At 36.0% G+C, this 22,781-nt stretch carries 24 protein-coding genes and 1 rRNA gene; 11 read left to right on the top strand and 14 right to left on the bottom strand.

Annotation, left to right across the window (positions count from 1 at the left end; all coding sequences use genetic code 11):
- The first annotated feature begins 200 nt into the window (after window positions 1-200).
- The 4 genes from rrf (at window position 201) to J0871_RS13695 (ending at window position 5,272) form a co-directional block, all read left to right on the top strand.
- Window positions 201-309 (top strand): 5S ribosomal RNA (rrf, locus tag J0871_RS13710).
- A gap of 472 nt (window positions 310-781) precedes the next feature.
- The gene (locus J0871_RS13705) at window positions 782-1,741 is read left to right on the top strand and encodes a DUF4382 domain-containing protein (protein ID WP_208225857.1); all 960 of its coding nucleotides are present in this window, start codon (window positions 782-784) and stop codon (window positions 1,739-1,741) included.
- A gap of 200 nt (window positions 1,742-1,941) precedes the next feature.
- Window positions 1,942-4,035 carry a phosphate acetyltransferase gene (gene pta / locus J0871_RS13700; RefSeq protein WP_208225856.1) on the top strand — a complete coding sequence of 698 codons (2,094 nt, stop codon included), beginning with the start codon at window positions 1,942-1,944 and terminating at the stop codon, window positions 4,033-4,035.
- A gap of 43 nt (window positions 4,036-4,078) precedes the next feature.
- The gene (locus J0871_RS13695) at window positions 4,079-5,272 is read left to right on the top strand and encodes an acetate kinase (RefSeq protein WP_208225855.1); all 1,194 of its coding nucleotides are present in this window, start codon (window positions 4,079-4,081) and stop codon (window positions 5,270-5,272) included.
- On the opposite strand, the gene J0871_RS13690 is transcribed toward J0871_RS13695, so the two are convergent.
- The 4 genes from J0871_RS13690 to J0871_RS13675 form a co-directional block, all read right to left on the bottom strand.
- Entirely contained in the window at window positions 5,273-5,719 is a 447-nt protein-coding gene (locus tag J0871_RS13690) for a hypothetical protein (protein WP_143083695.1), read from the bottom strand.
- A gap of 169 nt (window positions 5,720-5,888) precedes the next feature.
- Window positions 5,889-6,728: a DUF4886 domain-containing protein gene (locus tag J0871_RS13685; protein ID WP_208225854.1), complete on the bottom strand. Its 840-nt coding sequence runs from the start codon at window positions 6,726-6,728 to the stop codon at window positions 5,889-5,891.
- 48 nt (window positions 6,729-6,776) lie between these two features.
- Entirely contained in the window at window positions 6,777-7,202 is a 426-nt protein-coding gene (locus J0871_RS13680; RefSeq protein ID WP_208225853.1) for a DUF4268 domain-containing protein, read from the bottom strand.
- Between the two features lies 1 nt (window position 7,203).
- A complete protein-coding gene (locus J0871_RS13675; protein WP_075327145.1) occupies window positions 7,204-7,872 on the bottom strand; it encodes a ZIP family metal transporter in 669 nt (222 codons plus the stop codon).
- Window positions 7,873-8,106: 234 nt separating this feature from the next.
- Here J0871_RS13675 and J0871_RS13670 point away from each other — a divergent pair, with 234 nt between their 5' ends.
- Complete coding sequence (locus J0871_RS13670; protein WP_208225852.1) at window positions 8,107-9,264, top strand: THUMP domain-containing protein; 1,158 nt, start codon at window positions 8,107-8,109, stop codon at window positions 9,262-9,264.
- 15 nt (window positions 9,265-9,279) lie between these two features.
- On the opposite strand, the gene J0871_RS13665 is transcribed toward J0871_RS13670, so the two are convergent.
- The 5 genes from J0871_RS13665 to rlmD form a co-directional block, all read right to left on the bottom strand.
- Window positions 9,280-9,714: a PIN domain-containing protein gene (locus J0871_RS13665; protein WP_208225851.1), complete on the bottom strand. Its 435-nt coding sequence runs from the start codon at window positions 9,712-9,714 to the stop codon at window positions 9,280-9,282.
- A complete protein-coding gene (locus J0871_RS13660; protein ID WP_208225850.1) occupies window positions 9,711-9,959 on the bottom strand; it encodes a DUF6364 family protein in 249 nt (82 codons plus the stop codon). The genes J0871_RS13665 and J0871_RS13660 overlap by 4 nt, the downstream gene beginning before the upstream one ends.
- A 72-nt stretch (window positions 9,960-10,031) precedes the next feature.
- Complete coding sequence (locus tag J0871_RS13655) at window positions 10,032-10,751, bottom strand: DUF6048 family protein (RefSeq protein ID WP_208225849.1); 720 nt, start codon at window positions 10,749-10,751, stop codon at window positions 10,032-10,034.
- On the bottom strand, window positions 10,717-11,241 hold the full coding sequence (locus J0871_RS13650) for a DUF6452 family protein (RefSeq protein WP_208225848.1): 525 nt from the start codon (window positions 11,239-11,241) through the stop codon (window positions 10,717-10,719). The genes J0871_RS13655 and J0871_RS13650 overlap by 35 nt, the downstream gene beginning before the upstream one ends.
- Window positions 11,242-12,651: a 23S rRNA (uracil(1939)-C(5))-methyltransferase RlmD gene (gene rlmD, locus J0871_RS13645; RefSeq protein WP_208225847.1), complete on the bottom strand. Its 1,410-nt coding sequence runs from the start codon at window positions 12,649-12,651 to the stop codon at window positions 11,242-11,244. It abuts the gene before it with no gap.
- A gap of 173 nt (window positions 12,652-12,824) precedes the next feature.
- Between rlmD and rocD the strand changes: the two genes are divergently transcribed.
- Window positions 12,825-14,069 (top strand): ornithine--oxo-acid transaminase, encoded by a 1,245-nt coding sequence (gene rocD, locus J0871_RS13640; protein WP_208225846.1) that lies wholly within the window; start codon window positions 12,825-12,827, stop codon window positions 14,067-14,069.
- A gap of 75 nt (window positions 14,070-14,144) precedes the next feature.
- Here rocD and J0871_RS13635 read toward each other — a convergent pair whose 3' ends face one another.
- From J0871_RS13635 to J0871_RS13625, 3 genes are read right to left on the bottom strand one after another with little or no spacing between them, the layout of a single operon-like run.
- Window positions 14,145-14,477, bottom strand: a complete 333-nt coding sequence (locus tag J0871_RS13635) for a CCC motif membrane protein (protein WP_075327140.1) — start codon at window positions 14,475-14,477, stop codon at window positions 14,145-14,147.
- Between the two features lie 10 nt (window positions 14,478-14,487).
- Window positions 14,488-14,769: a DUF2752 domain-containing protein gene (locus J0871_RS13630; RefSeq protein WP_346014348.1), complete on the bottom strand. Its 282-nt coding sequence runs from the start codon at window positions 14,767-14,769 to the stop codon at window positions 14,488-14,490.
- A gap of 14 nt (window positions 14,770-14,783) precedes the next feature.
- Window positions 14,784-16,529: a T9SS type A sorting domain-containing protein gene (locus tag J0871_RS13625; RefSeq protein WP_208225844.1), complete on the bottom strand. Its 1,746-nt coding sequence runs from the start codon at window positions 16,527-16,529 to the stop codon at window positions 14,784-14,786.
- 76 nt (window positions 16,530-16,605) lie between these two features.
- Here J0871_RS13625 and J0871_RS13620 point away from each other — a divergent pair, with 76 nt between their 5' ends.
- Entirely contained in the window at window positions 16,606-16,803 is a 198-nt protein-coding gene (locus tag J0871_RS13620; RefSeq protein WP_208225843.1) for a hypothetical protein, read from the top strand.
- On the top strand, window positions 16,803-17,348 hold the full coding sequence (locus tag J0871_RS13615) for a Smr/MutS family protein (protein ID WP_208225842.1): 546 nt from the start codon (window positions 16,803-16,805) through the stop codon (window positions 17,346-17,348). The genes J0871_RS13620 and J0871_RS13615 overlap by 1 nt, the downstream gene beginning before the upstream one ends.
- Here the strand turns inward: J0871_RS13615 and J0871_RS13610 are convergent.
- Window positions 17,345-18,403 (bottom strand): hypothetical protein, encoded by a 1,059-nt coding sequence (locus J0871_RS13610; RefSeq protein WP_208225841.1) that lies wholly within the window; start codon window positions 18,401-18,403, stop codon window positions 17,345-17,347. The genes J0871_RS13615 and J0871_RS13610 overlap by 4 nt on opposite strands.
- A gap of 98 nt (window positions 18,404-18,501) precedes the next feature.
- Here J0871_RS13610 and J0871_RS13605 point away from each other — a divergent pair, with 98 nt between their 5' ends.
- The 3 genes from J0871_RS13605 (at window position 18,502) to mtaB (ending at window position 22,214) form a co-directional block, all read left to right on the top strand.
- Complete coding sequence (locus tag J0871_RS13605) at window positions 18,502-19,650, top strand: cysteine desulfurase family protein (RefSeq protein ID WP_208225840.1); 1,149 nt, start codon at window positions 18,502-18,504, stop codon at window positions 19,648-19,650.
- A 98-nt stretch (window positions 19,651-19,748) separates the two neighbouring features.
- Window positions 19,749-20,201: an OsmC family protein gene (locus tag J0871_RS13600; RefSeq protein WP_208225839.1), complete on the top strand. Its 453-nt coding sequence runs from the start codon at window positions 19,749-19,751 to the stop codon at window positions 20,199-20,201.
- Between the two features lie 681 nt (window positions 20,202-20,882).
- Complete coding sequence (mtaB, locus tag J0871_RS13595) at window positions 20,883-22,214, top strand: tRNA (N(6)-L-threonylcarbamoyladenosine(37)-C(2))-methylthiotransferase MtaB (protein WP_208225838.1); 1,332 nt, start codon at window positions 20,883-20,885, stop codon at window positions 22,212-22,214.
- Here the strand turns inward: mtaB and J0871_RS13590 are convergent.
- Window positions 22,211-22,513: a GNAT family N-acetyltransferase gene (locus J0871_RS13590; protein WP_079734207.1), complete on the bottom strand. Its 303-nt coding sequence runs from the start codon at window positions 22,511-22,513 to the stop codon at window positions 22,211-22,213. The two genes, mtaB and J0871_RS13590, sit on opposite strands and share 4 nt — an antisense overlap.
- Window positions 22,514-22,781: the final 268 nt, after the last annotated feature.

Below are 22,781 nucleotides of genomic sequence, written 5' to 3'. Positions count from 1 at the left end.
ATAGCCGAGTGGTACTAATAATCCGTAAAGCTTGATGCGACGCTTCCTATCCTGCAAGGGATGGGAAGCACTTGAATGCTTTTACCGCAGTACTTTCTTTATTCTTTGTTTCTTATATATGTCAACTTATTAGGTATGACATCTAGTAGGGACCCGGGCATTACTGCCCACTGGTTACTGAACACTGCATACTAAAGATTTAAGGTGGTTATGGCAACGGGGCTCACCTCTTCCCATTCCGAACAGAGAAGTTAAGCCCGTTAGCGCAGATGGTACTGCTATTTGTGGGAGAGTATGTCACCGCCTTTTTTTAGAAGACCCTTACAGTAAATTGTAAGGGTTTTTTTTTGTTTTAATAAGTTGGGTATAGTAATATCTTTAAGCTCTAAAGTGCCCGTGAGTAATCTTTCCAGGTTATAATATTGTTCCTTTCCGGAGCAATATGTACTTATTCTAAAATTTGGTTTTTAAGTCTTCCTTATTATCAATTTTTCAATCTAAAATCTTTAAAACCTACTATTACTTCAAAGTGTTAGCTCTAAATTAAAGAAGCTTCAACTATTCTACAGGAGTTTTATCTTTCATTTTCTTCATTTAATTATTTCTTAAGGATTGTTAAACCTTTTATAAATCATACTTTTTGAATAATAGTCCTAATTCACTTGCGTTAATAGGGCAGAACTTAAAACCAGTTTTATAACGAATAATTACTTGCGTAAGATGCGCTAATCAAATCTATTAATTACTAACTGTTGTGAAGACAACGAAAAACTAAAAACTTATGAATTTGAAGTATTTATTCAAAACAGGAATTTTAATGTTATCAATGGGACTTCTAGTCTCGTGTTCAGATGACGATGATGATGTGGATACCGGTGAGCCACAACCAGAGACTTATAATACTGAAGTATACCTTACCGATGCGCCAATTGATAATGCAGAAGTTGATGCAGTATTTATTACCGTTACCGGTGTAAGCGTAAATGGGAAAGCCATTGAAGGATTTGAAAAAACTACGGTAAATCTTAGTAGTTTACAAAACGGTGAAACCGAATTACTAGGAGATGTTGAGTTAGAAAGAGGAACCACTTCAGAGATTGTGTTAAGCCTGGACAATGAAACAGATGCTTCAGGAGAGACACCTGCTAATTATGTACTTACGAGCAGTGGGGAGAAGAAAGCCCTGGCTACTTCTTCCGCAGAAATTAGTATCACCGATCAGGTGGAAATTGAGGAAAATGATGATAATGAGATCATTCTAGATTTTGACCTTAGAAAGTCTATTATCACTAATTCTGCAGGAGAATATCAATTTGTAAGCGATAGCGAATTAGCTCACAGTATAAGAGCTGTAAATAGCATTAATGCCGGTGAGATTACCGGTACAGTAAGCGATTTTGGTTCTACAGAGTCTGAAACTATTGTGGTTTTTGCTTATGAAGATGGCGCTTATAGTGAAGATGAAACTTCTGCTAACGGCGAAGGGGTGTTATTTGCCAATGCTACCGCAAGTAGTAAAATAAATGAATCTTCTGGAGAGTTTGAAATTCATTTTATAGAAGAAGGAGATTATGAACTTCATTTTGTTTCTTTTTCTGATGAGGATGCCGATGGTGAGCTGGAACTAGATGGTGAAGTTGAAGCTACTACCACTTCAGAAATAGATCTTCTAGGCTTCTCAGTAGATGCAGATTCAGAAGTGAATTTTGATATTCTTCTTGTAGGTTTGCTGGATATATAATATACCAATAAGTTAATTATTAAAACCACCTTCGGGTGGTTTTTTTGTTTTATTCAATTTGCTAAAATTAATTGCATACCCTCTTCTGAGTTGTATGATTAATCAAAAGCTGATAGATGTCAGGTTTACTTTCTTTTACCAGTAACATAAAAACACAATTGTTTTATTAACTTTATTTTTGCCGAACCAATTTACAAATTATGAACAAAGGAATTTATATCGCTACGCTGGAGTCCCACAGCGGAAAATCTATGATCTCGTTAGGATTAATGAGAACACTTTTAGGAAAAATGGTGAAAGTAGGTTACTTCAGGCCAATTATAAACGATGTCCCAAAAGGAGAAAAAGACAATCACATAGATACAGTTTTAAGCTATTTTGATTTAAAAATCCCTTATGAAGATACTTATGCATTTACCCGAAGTGAGGTAATTCAAAAAACAAATGATGGAAAATCGGGGGAGATTATCGACACTATAATTTCCAAGTATAAAAAGCTGGAAGATGAATTTGATTTTATACTGGTAGAAGGCAGTGATTTCTCTGGTGAGGGTAGTGTTTTTGAGTTTGATGTAAACGTAGTGATTGCTAAGAATTTAGGAATACCGGTTATAATTGTAGTTAGCGGCCAGTTTAAGAGCTGGGAAGAATTGTTAGGAAACCAGCAAATGGCTTATCGTGCGTTTAGAGATAAGGAAGTTCAGGTTATTGCTATGGTTAGTAATAAAATCCAGGAAGAGAACCTGGAGCCTGCAGCAAAAAATATGCGAGGATTTTTACCTCAGGAAGTTGATGTTTTTGCAATTCCGTTAATCGATACACTTAATAACCCAACTTTAAAAGAAATAGTAAAAGCACTGGACGGGACTGTTTTATTTGGTCACGATTTTCTGGATAATCAAACCGGGAATTTTGGAGTAGGAGCGATGCAGCTTAGAAATTATCTAACTACATTAAAAAATGAAAGTTTAGTAATCACACCGGGTGATCGTGCCGATATTATCTTAGGCGCGTTACAAGCCAATATTTCCAGCAATTATCCAAGAATTTCAGGAATTATTTTAACCGGTGGTTTAAGGCCGGAAGAATCAATTTTAAAATTAATTGAAGGTTTATCTGATATTGTACCTATAATTTCGGTGCAGGAGGGGACTTTTGCAGTAACAAATAAAGTTGGTGCCATAAAGTCTAATATCTATGCGGATAGTATTCAGAAGATACAAACTACCATTAGTATTTTTGAGCGGTATGTATCTTTTGATCCCCTGGTAGAAAAACTTACAAATTACCAACCCCAGGGTAGAACTCCCAGAATGTTTCAGTACGATTTAGTGAAGAGAGCCAGACAAAGTAAAAAGCATATTGTGTTGCCAGAAGGTACAGATGAGCGCATCCTAACCGCAGCAAAACGCCTTATAGATATGGACCTGGTAGAGCTAACTTTACTGGGAGATTTTGATACCATTCAGAAAACCGTAGCTAAAATTGCCTTAGATCTTGATTTTTCTAAAGTAAATATTGTAAATCCTGTAAACTCTCCAAATTTCCAGGATTATGCTGAAACTTTCTATGAATTAAGAAAACATAAAGGTGTAAATATGGATATGGCGAAAGACCGTTTAAGCGATGTTTCGTACTATGGAACTATGATGATCTATAAAGGTCACGCAGACGGGATGGTATCTGGTGCGGCGCATACCACGCAACATACTATTTTACCCGCTTTACAGTTTATAAAAACCAAACCAAATGTTTCTGTAGTTTCTTCTGTATTCTTTATGTGTTTAGAAGATAGGGTTTCAGTATTTGGAGATTGCGCAATTAATCCGAATCCTTCTGCGGCAGAATTAGCAGAAATCACTATTTCTTCGGCAGAGAGTGCTGCGGCATTCGGAATTGAGCCAAAAATTGCGATGCTTTCTTATTCTTCGGGAACTTCAGGAAAAGGTGAAGATGTAGATAGAGTGAGAGAAGCTACTGCTATAGTTAAAGAACGACGACCAGATCTAAAAATTGAAGGCCCAATTCAATATGATGCTGCAGTAGATATTAGCGTTGGAAAAAGTAAACTACCAGGATCTGAAGTAGCTGGACAGGCTAACGTGCTAATTTTCCCCGATTTAAATACCGGAAATAACACTTACAAAGCTGTACAACGTGAAACTGGCGCTTTAGCCATAGGACCAATGCTTCAGGGCTTAAATAAGCCCGTTAACGATCTAAGTCGTGGTTGTACCGTAGCCGATGTTTACAATACAGTGATTTTAACTGCCATCCAGGCACAAGGAATTTAATTTAGAATGAAATCAGCAAGATGCTGAACTCAAACACAAACAAATGAAGAATATTTTAATTATAAATTCAGGAAGTTCGTCTTTAAAATTTCAATTAATACAAATGCCTTCAGAAGAAGTTTTAGCTTCAGGAATGGTAGAACGTATAGGATTGGAAGGTTCAAAACTTCATTATAAAACTAAAAACGAATCAATTTCTGAAGAACTTTTAGCAAAAGATCACGCTATAGCATTAAAGGCCATTACAGATCTTTTAATGGATTCTGAAAAAGGAGTTATTAAAAATGCTGAAGAAATCCCGGCTATTGGACACAGAGTGGTACACGGTGGGGATAGTTTTTCTAAAACCATAGTGATAGACGAGAAGGTAAAGGCTAAGATTAAAGAATACTTTTCTTTGGCACCTTTGCATAATCCTCCTAATTTAAAAGGGATTGAAGTGGCGGAAAAACTTTTCCCGAATGCCACCCAGGTAGCAGTTTTTGATACCGCATTTCATAGAAGTATTCCTAAGCAGGCTTCGCAATATGCTATTCCTACAGAACTTTCAGAGAAACACCACATTCAACTATACGGGTTTCACGGTACCAGTCATAAATATGTGACTGAGAAAGCCATTGAATATTTACAAAAAGAGAATTCTAAAATTATAAGTATTCACTTAGGAAACGGTTGTAGTATTACGGCGGTACAGGATGGAAAAAGCATAGACCATTCTCTTGGTTTTGGGCCCGTAAACGGACTTATTATGGGAACTAGGAGTGGAGATATAGACCAGTCGGTTATTTTTTACCTGGTGGAACAATTAGGATATTCAGCCCAGGAAGTAAGTGATATTTTGCATAATAAAAGTGGGATGTACGGCCTTACCGGTTATAGTGATCTTAGAGATATTGAAGAACAGGCGGCAAATGGAAATAAACAATGCCAATTAGCCCTGGATATGAATGCCTACCGAATTAAAAAATATATTGGGGCTTACACAGCTGCCATGAATGGAGTAGATGCCCTTGTTTTTACAGCGGGAATTGGTGAAAACAGCGATGTTATTCGCAAATTGGTTTGTGCAGATATGGAGTTCTTTGGGATTAAACTTAATGAAGATAAAAATAAGCAGCGTCTAAAAGAATTAAGAACAATAAATGCTGAAGATTCAAAAGTTCAGGTTTTAGTTATTCCTACCAATGAAGAACTGGAAATTGCACAACAGACTTATAACCTGGGAATTAACGGTTAATTATATGAGGTATTTGCTTACCAGGTGTAATCTTTCCTGTAAAGCTTTAGATTTATGTTTGTGAGACAATAAGGTGTTTCGCAAACTTCCATCTGTTAATACTTGAAGTGTTTGGTGCAACTGGTTAAAAAAGCGCCTTTCCATTTCGGTACAAATTTGTCCCGATTTTGGGTTGGTGTTCATCCTTAAATTCTGTTGCATTTTAAGCACTTCTTTTTTGCATTTTAATAAAAGCTGGTCCAGATAATCCTGGTCTCTTGCTTCTAAAATATGCCGGTCTAAATCGTCTTTCAATGCTTTTTTATGATTGTATAAAGACTTAAACAGCTTTTTTAAAAAGATCTTTTTAGTGGTTAGAATACAGTGTTTATAGTATATCGCGGCAGTATAATTAGCAATATAATATTTTTCCAGGTGGTCTACTTCAGAAGGTTTCCTCAACATCATTTCCTCTCTTTCCTTTTTAATACATTCCTTAAGTGGAAGTAGTATGTATTTGTAATGAATTTACTGGAAAACGGGAAAATTAGCTGTTAAATAAGATTAAACAATTATTAAAAGATACTTAATAATTGCCGAATTCTAATGGGAAATGCGCAACTCATATTATTTAAGCTTATTCTATAAAAGCTTTTAAAACTTTTGCTTGCTGCGTATCTAAGCCTGCATTGTATTTTAAATCGGTTGCATCTTTATTAGTAATCATCTCGTAAAATATACAGGCACTTAAGAATGCTCCTAATTTAGAAGGATGTATGTCGTCCTCTAAAAGTTTAATTTCGGGGTTATTCCCTGAAACTTTGTAATATATGTCTCCATGCTTAGATAACTCCAAAGAATTTTCCTTTGCCAGGGCAGCATAGCTTTCATTAATAAGTGTTAGATGCTGTGATTTATTAATCACTTCAGGAGAACAATATTTTTCATCTCTATTAAAGGAATCTCCCAGCATAAATCCAGAATAGCAATATTGTTTCGGATACGCAACTTTACCAGTCCAGGTATTAAATAAAATATATCTAGCGTTGGCATTATTATTTAGAGCCTTTATTTTCTTAATAGCAGGATCTGTTTTGTGTTTTCTTGATTCCGGGATTAAAACGGCAACCGTACCAGTTTGCATTATAATAATATCCCATTTTTTCTCCTGAATTTTCTTTTCGGTTTCGGTTTTTTCACCTTCTCGCTTTAAACGGGTGCTTATGTTATCTTCTGATGATTCTTTAATTATATTATCCAGATGCCCGCTTAGAGAAATCCCTGGAAATGTTATTTGATCTATTTTAATATTTGAATTTGTTTCACTGAGCATCTTTTGAAGCATCTGCGGCATTTCATTATAATAAGTCAGGCTGTTCCCAATGAATAGAACATTTATTTCTTTTGGTTTTTCACTTTTGAATGAATTACAACTCCAAAAATTAATTATGGTGAGTAATAGTAGAATCTTTCTCATACCGGCCTATTCTATTATCGGTTTTTTTGCATTCTTTTATTGAAAAATCTACCTAAAAAGATCTTTATACTCCACAAAGAAAGCTTCCATTTGTTCCATATTATCATTCAGGAATTTCATCGCTTCAGGCCATTGATTGCGGTTGTGAATACTAACACCATCAAGCTGAACATAGACCCGGGAAATTACTTTCCCTTCAGGAAGTTCATACTCTTCCTCAAATATGGAATTGGGTAGATATTCTGTGGTTAGGATTTTTTTCAGCGAAAGTAGCTTTTCAAAATAATATTCGCGAATCAGTGGATCTTCATCTATAACATCTATAGAAACCTGGGCGAATTTTCGGTTAAAAGTAAATTTTAATTCAAGCTCTTTAATTCCGGTGTTATAAAGCAACCATTTTCGTCGGAAAACGATACCAAAACTCGTCCAGAACTGCTGTCTTAATTTTTTGCTTTCGGCTTTGCTAAACATATTAGATAAAATAAGCCAGTAAAATTCCGCCAACAATCACTGCCAACTTGGAAATATTAAATTTATGATTTTTAGAAGCTTCAAATAAAATAGTAGTAGAAACGTGCAGAAAAATACCAATTACCAGCGCGTTAATATAAATTGAAATATCCTGAAGTAAACTAAATTGCGATTTAAAGAAACTTCCTAGCGGCGTCATTAAAGCAAAAACCGCCAGAAATAATCCGACTTTAATTTTACTCAAATTAGAATGGATAAGAAAAACCGACAGTATGGTCGCCACCGGAATTTTATGAATTACGACTCCGTGTAAGATATGATCGCCTTCATCCATAGGGAAACCTTCCAGAAATGCGTGAATACTCAAACTAATCAATAATAGGATTGGGAATTTTTTCATTCCTTCCTGGTGGTGCAAATGCCCGTGTTCAACTCCTTTAGAAACAAATTCGAGGATTATTTGCAGCAGTAAGCCCAACATTATAAAAATACCAACTTCTTCGGTTCCGTTTAGATAAACTTCGGGCAGTAATTCAAAAATGGTAACTGCCAGGAGATAAGCACCGCTAAAACTAAGTAACAGCTTAAAACCAATAGAGGAGGAGGGTTTTAAGAAAATGGCAATAAGGTAACCGGCAATTACAGAAATTAAAGGTAAAATGTAGATCATTAATTAAGTCAAAAATAATTAGTAAAATTGCTCAAGGCACACTCCAGAGCCTCTACCGAAGTTAATCGGGAGTAAAAAATAAAAAATTAACACCAGCCACAACGATTTTCAATCCTTATTGTAAGGAGTTAAAAAGATAAGTCGTAAAAGCATTGGTAATATTTCAGCATCCCCAGCCGGCAATACTAATATTCAGCAAAATTACCCTATTTTTGTGGACTGTAAAAAACCGATATGGAAAATAATTTTAAAATGATTGCCAAGACCATGTATGGTTTTGAGCCAGTTCTGGCTAAAGAATTAATGGCACTTGGCGCTATGGATGTAAAAGAGGGAACCAGAAATGTAAGTTTTGTAGGTGATAAAGGCTTTATGTATAAAGCGAATTTATGCCTTAGAACTGCAATTAAAATTCTTAAACCATACCAAAGTTTTAAAATATTTTCTGAAGAAGACCTTTACAAGAAAATTTACGAGTTACCCTGGGAAGATTTTATGGATGTAGACGATACCCTGGCTATTGATGCCACAGTACATTCTGAAACTTTTACGCATTCCCAATATATTTCCTTAAAAACAAAAGATGCCATTGTAGACCGATTTCGGGATAAGTTTGATAAAAGACCAAATGTAGATCTTGATTTTCCAACTTTGAGGGTGAATATTCATATTGAAAAGAATTTTTGTAATGTTTCTTTTGATTCTTCAGGCCAGTCTTTGCACAAACGTGGATATAAGACCGCGACCAATATTGCGCCCATAAACGAGGTTTTGGCCGCTGGGATGTTATTACTTTCTGGTTGGGACGGGCAGTGCGATTTTCTGGATCCCATGTGCGGAAGTGGAACTATTTTAATTGAAGCCGCAATGATTGCGTGCAATATTCCACCAAATTTAAACCGAAAGGAATTCGCTTTTGAGCGTTGGAAAGATTGGGACGAAAATCTTTTTGAAAAAATTGAAGAGTCGGTACTTAAAAAAGTACGGGAATTTCATTTTACTATTCAGGGGTATGACACTGCACCTTCGGCAGTACACAAAGCCATTGATAATATTGAAAATGCCAATCTCACTGAATTTATTAAAGTAAAAAGACAGGATTTCTTTGCCTCTGAAAAAGAAGGGGAAAGGCATTTACATATGTTGTTTAATCCGCCGTATGGAGAACGTTTGGAGATTGATATGCCGAAATTCTATAAAGAAATTGGAGATACACTGAAGCAGGCCTACCCGGGAACCGATGCCTGGTTTATCACGTCTAATCTTGAAGCTATAAAACACGTTGGCTTAAGACCTTCCCGAAAAATTAAGCTTTACAACGGCGCACTGGAATCTAAACTACTGAAATACCAGATTTACCAGGGATCGAAGAAAGCGAAGTTTCAGGAGTAGGGATGAAGTATAATTTTATTGCATATCCTTATTTCTTCGGAAACTTTTTAGAAACTCACTCGCTGTCATTACCGGAAGTGAAGATTCCTGAAAATCTTTTCCATTTCTGGTAATTATAATTTCAGATTCTGAAGCTATTGCACTAAAATACTGAAGTGAATCTTCAAAATCTTTGAAATTTGAGTTAAGTCCTTTTTCAATTATTTCTTCATCAACTTTAGAAATCTCACATAAAATCTTGAGTTTTCTAAGTTTTTCTTTTGCGATTTTTGGAGACTCAAATTTGGATAGAAAGTAGTTTACGGTGGCAAAAGATATAGGAGAAACTATTAAGACGATATTTCCTTTATCTGCCAACGTTGCAAGTTGCACAGCAGGTTTATAGAATGGTTCTCTTTCTCCCAATAAATCCAGAACGATATTAGTATCTATAAAAATTCTCCTGCTCATTTATATTTATCCAATAAGTGATCAGAATATTCCTTTTTATAGTCTAAATCGGGTGGGAGCTTTTTACCGGTAGAAATACTTTTTACAAATGGAGAAATTTCCAAACCCTCGTTACTTTTTTCATTTGTGAGCGATTGTAAATACGCTTCTACAATTTTTGATAAACTAAGTTGTTGATTAGAAGCATATTTCTTTGCTCTTTCAATTACTTCCTTATTGAGCTTTAATGTGAGTTTTGTATTCATAGCTCTTATTTTACACATGTAAATTTAAGAAATTTATCCGTATGAAATAAAAAAGAAGAATTTCATAAATCGCTATTTCTTATAAAAAGGAATCAAATAACTAATGGTGTAGCCATAACCAACTCCAATATTACTATCGTCGTAGGTTCGGTTAAATCCTGGAATTGCGAGGTTGTCAAAATTATCTGGGGTGCTCTGAAATAGCCTGCGTTTCAGTTGTACATTCACTGAAAGGAATAAATTATTTAAAACTTCAACTTTAATCCCCGCAATCAATTCAACCCAGTTCGCGGTTAATCCTGAATATTCTATGGTTTCAGAACGAATATCAGGTTCAAAAAAGGGATTGGTGGTATAGATTTGATATTCTTCAACATCTTGCGTAAAGGTTGAAAATCCATAACGAGCGCCAACAAAAATAAGGTTTTCCATACCTGTCCAGTTTTCGTAGGCATTATAATCTGCTCCTATTTTCACATAACTTCCGCGAGATGTAATGCTAATATTATCTTCAGCATAACCAATACTTTCATTTCCTAATTCTGCAGCAGCGTAATAATCTTTATAAACCCGGTAATCTCCTAAGATCTCAAACCCGGAATAATCATCCTGGAAAGCAGTTCTTAAAAGCTTACTAATATCGGCCCCAACCCGAAGCCCAAATTTTTCACGGTTGGCCAAACTATCTTCTATTGCTTTTTCCTGTACTGTTGTTTCCTGACTTAGCAATGGAGCAGCAAAAAACAGAAATAGGATGCTAAAAAAATATGCTGATATGTGATTCTGTATCATCTTCAATATTGGGTTCTTCTATAATATAAGAATCTATCCATTCGCCTTCTTCCCCGCCTTCAATGGTTAATTTAAGGCTATTATAAATTACTTTATAGGCACACGCACGGTTTACATAAACTTCTTCGGTCCCGTAGGTAAATGTTAAAGTATCTGTATCTGGTGTAAATTCCGGGTCTTCGTCGTCTTCTTCTGCATCAAAAAGCGTAAAGGTATAGGTGCTAGTATTTTGATCTGTTCTTAATGGAATTTGAATAGTATCAGGATTTATTCTTTGGTATAAAGTCTTTATAGAATCGCTTACCATAGACCTTACGCTTAAATTGGTAGGGCTTTTATAGCTTTCACGATCATTAACATCATAAAAGCTCAAGATGAGCATAGGTGTAGTTTGGGTGCTTTCAGGACAAATATCGTCGCGCTGGCACCCCATAATTAGTATTAGTAAAACTACACCTGGTACAAGAATTTTTAAAATACTTCTATTCATTTATTTTCTTTCTAAACACACAACATTCTCCACATGATGAGTTTGCGGAAACATATCTACGGGCTGTACCCTGGTAACTTTATAATATTCGTCTAATAAAGATAGATCCCTTGCCTGCGTGGCAGAGTTGCAACTTACGTAAACAATGCGTTGTGGCAATATACCAATTATTTGAGCAATCACATCTTTGTGCATCCCGTCTCGTGGCGGATCTGTAATTATAACGTCTGGCTGGCCGTGATTATTGATAAATTCTTGAGAAAAAACTTTTTTCATATCGCCAACAAAAAACTCTGCATTGTTAATTTGGTTGCGTTCGGCATTTTCTTTGGCATCAATAATCGCTTCCGGAACAACTTCAACCCCAATTACTTTTTTCGCTTTTTTTGCAACAAATTGAGCGATAGTTCCGGTTCCTGTATAAAGATCGTAAACTATTTCGTCTCCTTTTAGATCAGCAAAATCGCGCGTAATTTTATACAATTCATAAGCCTGGGCCGAATTGGTTTGGTAAAAAGACTTTGCGTTTATTTTAAACTGAAGTCCTTCCATTTGCTCAAAAATATGGTCACGGCCTTTATAACAAACAACTTCCTGGTCGTAAATAGTATCGTTCCCTTTTTCATTTATTACATACTGAAGCGAAGTAATCTCTGGAAACATTTCTAATACCGCATCTAATAACAATACCCGCTTTGCTTTGTCTTCGTGAAAAAACTGAATTAGCACCATGATTTCACCGGTAGAGGAGGTGCGTATCATTAAAGTTCGTAATAAACCTTCCTGTTTACGGGCATTAAAAAAGCTAAGACCATTAGAAGTAGCAAATTCTTTTATGAAATTTCTAATGGCATTGCTGGGATCTTCCTGAAGGTGGCACTTTTTAATATCGAGTATTTTATCCCACATTCCCGGAATATGAAATCCAAGGGCATTTTTATCGTCAAAATCTTTACCGCTGTTTATTTCTTCAGGTGTGAGCCAGCGGCTATCACTAAATGAAAATTCCATTTTATTACGATAAAAATAAATTTCTTTGCTTCCTAAAATAGGGGTAACCTCTGGCAGTTCAACCTTACCAACCCGAATAAGGTTATTTAAAACTTCGTCCTGTTTATATTCCAGCTGATATTTATAACCCATATTTTGCCATTTGCAACCTCCGCAAGTTCCAAAATGCTGGCAAACGGGTTCTACACGTTTGTCTGAAAATTGATGAAAATTAACCGCTGTGCCCTGGTAGTAAGATTTTCGTTTTTTAGTAGTTTTTATATCGGCTACATCGCCGGGAACCACGTTATCTATAAATATAACTCTACCATCTGGTGATTTCCCGATTCCTTTTCCTTTTCCGCCGGCACCGGTAACTTCTACGGCTTCAAATACCTTGTTTTTATTCCTTCTTCCCATAGCGCAAAAATAGAATAATTGTGAAGATTTATTCCCTGTGTTCCTAAAAATTCCCACAAACATTTAGTAATTTGCGAAAACTTAAATAATGGATGATTTCTCTCCCCTGTGACCTTATTTTATAGGCACAAAAGAAGGAATTATAGAATTATTGATTTTTAAAAAAATTGAACATGTCTTTACCAAAAATTACATCTTCAAAAGAAGCTATTGAATTAGAAGACCAGTATGGTGCTCATAATTACCATCCTTTACCTGTGGTGCTTAGCCGCGGCGAGGGTGTTCACGTTTGGGATGTAGAAGGAAATAAATATTACGATTTTCTTTCAGCCTATTCTGCAGTAAACCAGGGACACTGCCATCCAAAAATAGTTGATGCGCTTTGTAACCAGGCTGCTACGCTTACGCTTACTTCCAGGGCTTTTCATAACGACGTATTAGGACCGTATGAAAAGTTTGCAACAGATTATTTTAAATTCGACAAGTTGCTGCCTATGAATACCGGGGCAGAAGCTGTTGAAACCGCGATCAAAATTGCAAGAAAATGGGCTTACGAAAGAAAAGGAGTCAAAGAAACTGAAGCCCAAATAATTGTTTGTGAAAACAATTTCCACGGAAGAACAACCACGATTATTTCTTTTTCTAACGATGAAGGTGCCAGGAAGAATTTTGGCCCATACACACCCGGATTTATAAAAATCCCTTACGATGATATTGATGCGCTGGAAAAAGTGCTAAAAGAGAATGATAATATTGCAGGTTTTCTTGTAGAACCAATTCAGGGAGAAGCGGGAGTTTATGTACCTTCTGAAGGTTACCTGAAAAAAGCCCGAGAACTTTGTAAAGAAAATAACGCTTTATTTATTGCAGATGAAGTGCAAACCGGAATTGCTCGTACCGGGCAATTACTGGCAGTAGACCACGAAGAGGTGAAGCCAGATATGGTAATTCTTGGAAAAGCAATTTCCGGCGGTGTTTATCCCGTATCTGCTGTTTTGGCCAATAATGAGGTGATGGATGTAATTCAGCCCGGACAACACGGTTCTACTTTTGGTGGAAACCCATTAGCCGGCGCTGTAGCAACTGCTGCCCTTGAAGTAATTCGCGATGAAAATTTAGCTGAAAATGCCGAAAAACTTGGGAATCTTTTTAGAAGATTACTCAACGATTTTATACGTGATTCCAATATAGTAGAATTGGTTAGAGGAAAAGGCTTATTAAATGCTATTGTTATAAACGATTCAGAAGATAGTTCTACTGCCTGGGATATTTGTATGGCGCTAAAAGAAAACGGACTTTTAGCCAAGCCAACCCATGGCAATATTATTCGTTTTGCTCCGCCATTAGTAATGAATGAAGAGCAAATTAGAGATTGTGTAAATATCATTACCACTACACTAAAACAATTTGAGAAATAAATATTTATCAAATAATTAAAAAGGAAAAGCCAGCTAGAAATAGCTGGCTTTTCTTATTTTCAAAAAGAAAAGGATCTATTGATTTTGTTCAATTTCCCTTAAAATTTCATTTTGCATCTCATAGATCCCATCTACTCCGCCATACATAATAAACATTACAATAGTGCTTATTAAACTAATAGCGCTTAGGATAAGGCCAATAATAGCAAGAATTTTACCGGTTTTTACGTTCTGGTACCCGGTGTATAATTCAGGTTGGGCATTGTAGATCTCGGTAGCCCTTTTTGCCATTACAAGCGCAATAATTCCGAAGATAATTCCCAGAATACCGTAACAGCAGCATCCTATAATTGAGAGAATACCGAAAATTAAAATTAAAGTTGAATTTGGTAATTGTTGTCTTTCCATAAAGATTAGTTTATTGGGTTAGTTGGATTAATTGATTCATTTTTATTAAATAGCTAATTAGCATTACCGCCCCGCTCAAAATAATTAGTCCGATTTTTATTTGAAAATCGTATCTAAATTTTACGAAGAGATTCAGGATGAGAAATGCAAGTAAAAATAAAATAGGATAGATAGCCGGAAACATTAAAAATGCCTGGGTAAATTCTGCTCTAAAAACAAGTAATAAGGCGCGTTGACCCCCACAGCCAAAACAATCCACTCCAAAGAGACTTTTGTTAAGACAGGGCAACATAAAATCTTCCATAATTAATTTTTAATGCTAATTTTTTTGGTGAATTCCATATTGTTAGAAGAAATTAATTTCAGGACATAAATTGCGTCCTGTAGTCCTGAAGTAGGCAGTGTATAATTTGCACTTCCACCTGGTAATGTTTTATTATAAATCATTTGCCCATTAAGGTCGTATAACAAAATTTGTTTTACATCGGTTTCAAGCATTTTAATCTCCAATTGCGCTTTTATATTATTTTGAACAATAAGAGCTTCAGGTATTAAAAAATCTAATTCTTCTACTGGTAATTCAGATTGCAAATTATCTTCATTTTCCTCAATAAAACTAATAAAAAATCGATTGCTATAGTTTCCTTTTGGTAAATCTATTGAAAATATATCTTTATTTAACCGAAAATTAGATTCTAACTCAGCATCAAAAATATACACATTTTCATTCTCAAATTGTCTAAAATCATCAAGTTGAAAGCTTAATGAAGCATTTTCTGTTAAATTAATTAGCAACGGAATTTTATCATTTTTTCTAAACGGTCTTACCTGTATATTATAAAATGCTTCTTCAATATTCCATCCCACATCATTTTGCAAAACCCCATATATCTTTGCATCCATTGCCCAATCATAATCTTTAGAAGAATCTTCCCTAAAAGCTAAAAGTAGGGCACGGGTGTAGAGGCTATTTACTATTACATTGAGTTTTAAAAGCGGAATCTCACTTTTTTGCTGATTTTTAAACTCTGAAGTTTGTGAATTTTCCTGTTGAAACCTTCTTTGCGAATTTTTAAAATGAATATAGCCGTCGTTTCTTCCGCTTAGCATAAAACCCTGAGCAATTGGGGTATATTCGCGAGCAATTTCACTACCGCTTTCTCCCGAACTTCCTGTTTCTTCACCTGCACCGTTATAAGTTTTAAAAACTGCTGGCGCATAAGCATTTGCCCCCGGCGAATAAGAACCATAACCACCTTCATAGTCTTTTAGGTTATGAGAATCACCATTATTTTTAGAATCCCAAAAATAAGCAATGCCTGTGCTAGCGGGATTTTCCATTAAAAAACTTTGTAAATGTAGAGCAGAGGGATAAGGATTGCCCACCAAAACTGCCTGGTCCTTATTTATTGAAACTTTTATCTCGCCATCATTAGGTAAACCTCTAAAATCGTATCGCTGGCTATTACCTGGATTATTTTCAACTCCGTTAACGAGTCTGGGGTCAGTGCCATTTACACCTTTCATAGTAAAGCCTTCTCCCGGTGCAACATCAAAATTAACACCTACGTGCTGCCAGTCATTATACTCACTGCCAGAATATTTATAAATCCAGCGGCGAGAAATTCTTAAAGGGTGGGAAGTGCCTTCTAAACTTCCTGTAATATGAACCGGAGTACTATTGGTTTTGTTCTTGGGTTGAAAAATTACAGCACCAAATTGGTTTTGGCTAATATTATCTTTAACTGGCAAGGCCCAGTAATTATAATCAAACGCATTAGAAGTGCCTTCCTGGAAAACCGAGAGTAAGCCATTCCCATAATTGAGATTTGTGCTTTTTTCCCCCTGTAATAATTGCGATTCTTTTCTAAGGTAAATGCTTGCTTCAGTTTCCGGATTGTTGTTTTTTTCTAAATTGATATTGTCTTCAACATACAAAAAACGATCGCTAAGATAAATATAGGAGTCTCCGGAAGTCGAAGGCGAAATGTGTAATTGAGCATTTCCGTAGTAAAAAGAGAAAATAAAAGCTAAGAAGTATATTTGCCTCATAATTCCTGTAACTTTGCAGAAAATACAAGAACCGTTATTTTAAACATTTTACAAATAAGGGATAACAGGTAAAAAAATGAATAATTCTCAAGTAAGAAATACAATTTTAATTGTAGTAGGTGGCGCACTTTTAATTTACGCGATTGCAGCTGAAGGAGCTCATGCTTACTTTAAGATTATTGGTTTAGTCACTATTATGCTAGGTCTATATCGTGCAACAAATTTTTGGGTAGAGACAAAAGACGATCATAAAGAAGACGAAAATAACGAGTAATGGAGCTGAAAAAAGGGGATAAAGTGGCAGTTTTAGATGATGTGCTGGAAGGTTATGTATTAAAAACTGAAGCCGGCACCGTTTATATTGAAACTACCGATGGTTTTGAAATGGAATTTTCTGCAGCGGAATTAGTGAAAATTGAAACCCCAATTGAAGCTTTATCTGATGATATTGATTTTGAAAAGGTTTTAGCTGAAAAAAAGTTACCTCCAAAACCCAAATCACAACGCATAAAGCCGAAAGAAAGAAACCTGCCTCCAATGGAAGTAGATTTGCATATTGAAAAACTTACCACTTCTTCCCGCGGAATGAATAATTACGATATGCTGAACCTACAATTAGAAACTGCAAAACGGCAAATAGAATTCGCAATGAGAAAACGAATTCAGAAAATTGTGTTTATTCACGGGGTAGGCGAGGGAGTCTTAAAAGCCGAATTGGATTTTTTACTGGGCCGATACGACAACCTTAAATTTTACGATGCCGATTACCAAAAATATGGTCTCGGTGCTACAGAAGTCTATTTCTTTCAGAATGTTTAATCTTCTGTATTAGTTTCTTCTTCACTATTTTCGTTATCACCTTCTCCCTCTTCATTTTCCTGTTGAAGGTTAGTAAATTGCTGGAAAGGAATTCTTGTAACATCCAGCCTTCCCAGGATATAAGAATCAAACCGAATATCTTCGCCGCTTCCATCCTGTCTAATTAAATTAAAATTTTTAATCTCAATGGTAGATCTATAACTTCTTGTAATATGATGATCTAATTGAAGATCGTGTTCAAAATTAGGATCAAAAATATTTTCATTTAAATAATTTGGGAATCCATCTACTTCAGCCGTATTTATAGGACTTAGAAAGGCATCGTTATTTTCGTCAATAGCTCTTTGCACATCCTCAGGATCAATTTCGTGGCGGGTTAAAACCCCATCACCATCATCATCGGGATCAAGATAATTGGGTATTCCATCTTCATCTGTATCTAAATAACCTTCTTCTGTTGCAGGATCTTCAGGGCTGGCATTTTTTTCATCAGCCGTAGGGACATTATCATTATCATCATCAATATCTAAATAATCTGGGATACCATCACCATCAGTATCCAGATGGCTACCGTTGGGATCATATCCTTCTTCGCCATTGGGTACGCCATCCCCATCGGCGTCGGCATCGAGGCTTATATCATTAAACCTGGTTCTGATTATTGCAACTCCGCCCGCAGAAACATATTCTTCTATAACCCTGGGAGATCCTGGAGGTACTCCCTTACAAAAATATTCCCCTCCGGTAATCTCACTGTCATAAATTCTGTAAACCAGTCGGTTATCTTCTCCCGAGAGATTAATTACTATTGAATCATTGACCTCCAGCGTTAAAATTTTCTGCGTAAGCGTATCATTTAAACGATTATCTTTTAATTCTAAAGACATAGACTCATAAACATCTTCATTATTAACTGCCCAAAGCACTTTTTTACCATCAATTTCACATAAAGTTAGATCACTGTTTTCTAAATCGAAACTGGTCACGGTAATATCCCCGTCGTCACAGGAATAAAGGGCAAAAGAGAAAAATAAAGCTGCAAGAATCTTTTTCATAGTATGGTAATATATTCAAAGTGAAACAAAAATAGCGGAATTCAGGATTTTTAGGGCAGGTTCTTTTAAATAATTTTATTTCGTTTAATTTTGCGGCAATGAAAAATGTATATCTTGATTCTGCCGCGACCACGCAAATGCGTGATGAAGTAATTAACCGAATGACCTCTGTGATGAAAGAGGTTTATGGTAATCCTTCTTCTACTCATTCTTTTGGGAGATCTGCTAAATCTTTAATAGAGCAGGCGCGTAAAACCGTTGCCGGTTATTTGAATGTAAAAGCTTCAGAAATAATTTTCACTTCTGGTGGTACTGAAGCCGATAACCTGGCTTTAAATTCCGCGGTTCGTGATCTTGGAGTTAAGCGAATAATCACTTCAAAAATTGAACACCACGCGGTTTTGTATACCGTAGAGCAGCTTCAGGATTGTTTTGATGTAGAGGTAGTTTATGTTGATTTAGATTCCTGCGGAAATATTGATGTAGCACAATTAGAAAAATTGCTAAATGCTTCCGATAAAAAGACGTTGGTTAGCCTGATGCACGTAAATAACGAGATTGGGAATAAACTGGATATTAAAAAAGTCGGAGAACTGTGTAAAGAACATCACGCTTTATTTCATTCAGATTGTGTACAGTCGGTGGGACATTATGATCTCGATTTTAGTGAAATTCCGGTAGATTTTACCGCGGTAAGCGCCCATAAATTTCACGGCCCAAAAGGTGTGGGATTTGCTTTTATTAGAAAAAACAGCGGATTAAAACCACTTATTTTTGGAGGAGAGCAGGAGCGTGGCCATCGTGCCGGTACAGAAGGGGTTCATAATATTGTAGGCCTGGAAGAAGCTCTAAAACTATCTTTAGATAATTTAGCCGAAGAAAAAGCCTATATAAGTGATCTAAAAGCTCATTTTATTTCAAAATTAAAAGCCGAAATTCCCGGAGTGAAATTTAACGGAGATTGTTCCGATTTGGAAAAAAGCACCTACACCCTGGTAAATGTATGTTTGCCGGTGCCTGCAGATAAAGCTTTAATGTTATTATTTCAATTAGATTTAAAAGGAATTGCCTGTTCTAAAGGTAGTGCCTGCCAAAGTGGAAGTGATAAAGGTTCTCATGTGCTAAATGCATTTTTAGAAGAAGAAGACCTTAAAAAACCATCGGTACGGTTTTCATTTTCGAGATTTAATACCAGGGAAGAGTTGGATTATGTGGTAAATACGCTTAAAGAATTTATTGAATCTTAAAGTTTTTTCCTGAAGCTGACCTGAATCATATTTTTTAGTTTTTAATCGCTGTTTCTTTGTAAAGAAAATACCCCATTTGGGTTTGAAAATATAAAGTTATGGCTGAAAAACACGAATATCAGGTAGATCTTACCTGGTTAGAAGACCGAAAAGGAGAAGTTAGCTCTCCCGAATTAACCGATACTATTGAAACAGCAACCCCGCCAGATTTTCCAAAAGGAATGCCCAACATTTGGTCTCCTGAACATTTTCTGGTTGCCGCGGTAGAAAGTTGTTTGATGACAACCTTCCTGGCAATTGCTGAAAATTCTAAACTGGAGTTTATCAGTTTTAAATCTAAAGCAATTGGAAAACTGGATAAAGTTGAAGGTAAATTTCAAATGACAGAAATTATCCTAAAACCGGTTTTGGAAATTTCCGACGAAAATAATGCTGAAAGAGCAAAACGCATCATAGAAAAAAGTGAAAAAGCCTGTTTAATCTCCAACTCGATAAAAAGTAAAATTATACTGGAAGCTGAGGTTGTAATTGCTTCGGTGGAGAAAGTTTAATCATTTCTCTTCTTACATAATGTTAATTCGTTAATGCGAGCGAGGCACCAGCGCGGCAATCTTTTGTTTTGAAGCGACTCTATCAAAAAAATAGAATTATTCAAGCACAGATTGCCACGTAGGCTATCAACTCCTTGCAATGACGTGGTGTTTTTTTGTCATTGCGAGCGAGGCACGAGCGCGGCAATCTTTTGTTTCGAGGCGATTCTATCAAAAAAACAGAATTATTCAAGCAAAGATTGCCACGTCGGCTAACGCCTTCTCGCAATGACGTGGTCTTTTTTCGTCATTGCGAGCGAGGCACGAGCGTGGCAATCTTTTGTTCTGAAGTGACTCTATCAAAAAAAACAGAATTATTCAAGTACAGATTGCCACTTTGGCTATCGCCTATTCGCAATGACGTGGTGTTTTTTTTGTCATTGCGATCCCGATGATAAGCGGGAGAAGCAATCTTTTGTTTTGAAGCGACTCTATCAAAAAATAGATTATTCAACCGCAGATTGCCACGTCGGCTATCGCCTCCTCGCAATGACGACTTAACCAAAAACCGATAACCGACAACTGAGAACTGAGAACCGAGAACGGAGAACCGAAATCAAAACAATGTTTTCCTAAAACAATTTTTGTTGGTATCTTTGCAGCCCTAAAAATCGTTTAACTTCTATAGAAACAGGCAGGTGTATGGATAATAAGAAGGTCGCATTTTATACTTTGGGTTGTAAGCTCAATTTTTCAGAAACTTCTACCATTGCAAGATCTTTTAAAGAGGAAGGTTTTGAACGCGTAGAATTTACTGAAACTGCCGATATTTATGTAATCAATACCTGTTCGGTTACTGAAAATGCCGACAAACGCTTTAAAACCATCGTGAAACAAGCGCAAAAAGTGAACGAAGATGCGTTTGTAATTGCCGTGGGTTGCTATGCACAATTGAAACCAGAGGAACTTGCAGATGTAGATGGCGTAGATTTAGTGCTTGGGGCGACTGAAAAATTTAAAATCACCGATTATCTAAACGACCTATCTAAAAATGAAATGGGCGAAGTTCACTCTTGCGAGATCAACGAAGCCGATTTTTATGTTGGGGCATATTCCATAGGAGACAGAACCCGGGCGTTTTTGAAAGTTCAGGATGGGTGTGATTATAAATGTACGTATTGTACCATTCCGCTGGCACGTGGAATTTCCCGAAGTGATAAACTGGAAAATGTTTTGACCAATGCCGCTGAAATTTCAGCAAAAGGAATTAAAGAAATTGTTCTTACCGGCGTAAATATTGGCGATTATGGAAAAGGAGAATTAGGTAATAAAAAACACGAACATACTTTTCTTGATTTGGTAAAAGCCTTAGATGAGGTAGATGGTATTGAACGTTTAAGGATTTCTTCTATTGAGCCGAATTTACTGAAAAACGAAACCATAGATTTTGTAGCTGAGAGTAATACGTTTGTGCCTCATTTTCATATTCCATTACAAAGTGGAAGTGATGCTTTACTTAAATTGATGAAGCGTCGTTATATGAGTTCTCTTTATACCAATAGGGTAACGCAAATTAAGCGAGTAATGCCCAATGCCTGTATTGGCGTAGATGTTATTGTTGGCTTTCCCGGCGAAACTGAAGAACGTTTCCTGGAAACCTATAATTACTTAAATGAATTAGATATTTCTTACCTGCACGTTTTTACTTATTCTGAAAGGGATAATACTCCGGCAGCAGAAATGGAAAGTGTGGTTCCCACTAAAGTAAGAAAAAAGCGTAGCAAAATGCTGCGTGGCCTTTCAGCTAAAAAAAGACGGGCGTTTTACGAAAGTCAGTTAGGAAATACCTCTACCGTACTTTTTGAAGGGGAAAATAAAGAAGGATACATTCACGGCTTTACAGAGAACTATGTAAAGGTAAAAGCGCCCTGGGACCCGGCATTGGTAAATACACTTCACCAAATAGAACTGACTTCAATAGATGAAGATGGCCTGGTTAGGTTTAAATTTGCTTTAGAAAAAGTAGCGGTTTAAATATTAATTCCAACCGGTAACAAGTCTTTATATTTTCTTCTGTTCTTTCGTATAAATTTGGCAACATCGGGGCTGGTAGGCATTACACGTGTATTTCGCTCTTTAATTTCTTCTAAGACAGCTTCAATAAAAACATCCATATAGCCTTGCTCTTTAAGTGCTTCAGGCATAAAAACTTTGGTTAAGAAGATTTTTCGTTCCTGTTGAGCGTATTCTATGGTGGCAAGTTGTTGATTTATAGTTGTTTCAAACTGTCTTAAAAACTCATTATCGGTAATTATAATTTCTTCGGCATTCATCATTTCTCTATTTTCTGTTATAAACCATTAAATCAGTGAAATTAGTCGCAATTTGCGAAAATCTTCAGCTAGAATATTTTTTGGATGGTTAGTGTAAAGGTAGGTAAATAAAGCCTTTAAAGCTGAATTATTAACAGCAAACAATAAAATTACAGGCTTTAAAAAATTCTCCATTATTTTTAATCTTTCAATTGTGAAAGCCAAATAAATAGCAGTAATTTTGAAGTGAAAACTACCCAGAGACAAGCTTTGGGAGTATTTAAATGAA

This window comes from Salegentibacter sp. BDJ18 (assembly GCF_017579965.1).
Classification (GTDB): Bacteria; Bacteroidota; Bacteroidia; order Flavobacteriales; family Flavobacteriaceae; genus Salegentibacter.
The sequence above is the reverse complement of the archived record's forward strand: the minus strand, read 5'-3'. Positions and strand labels throughout refer to the sequence as shown.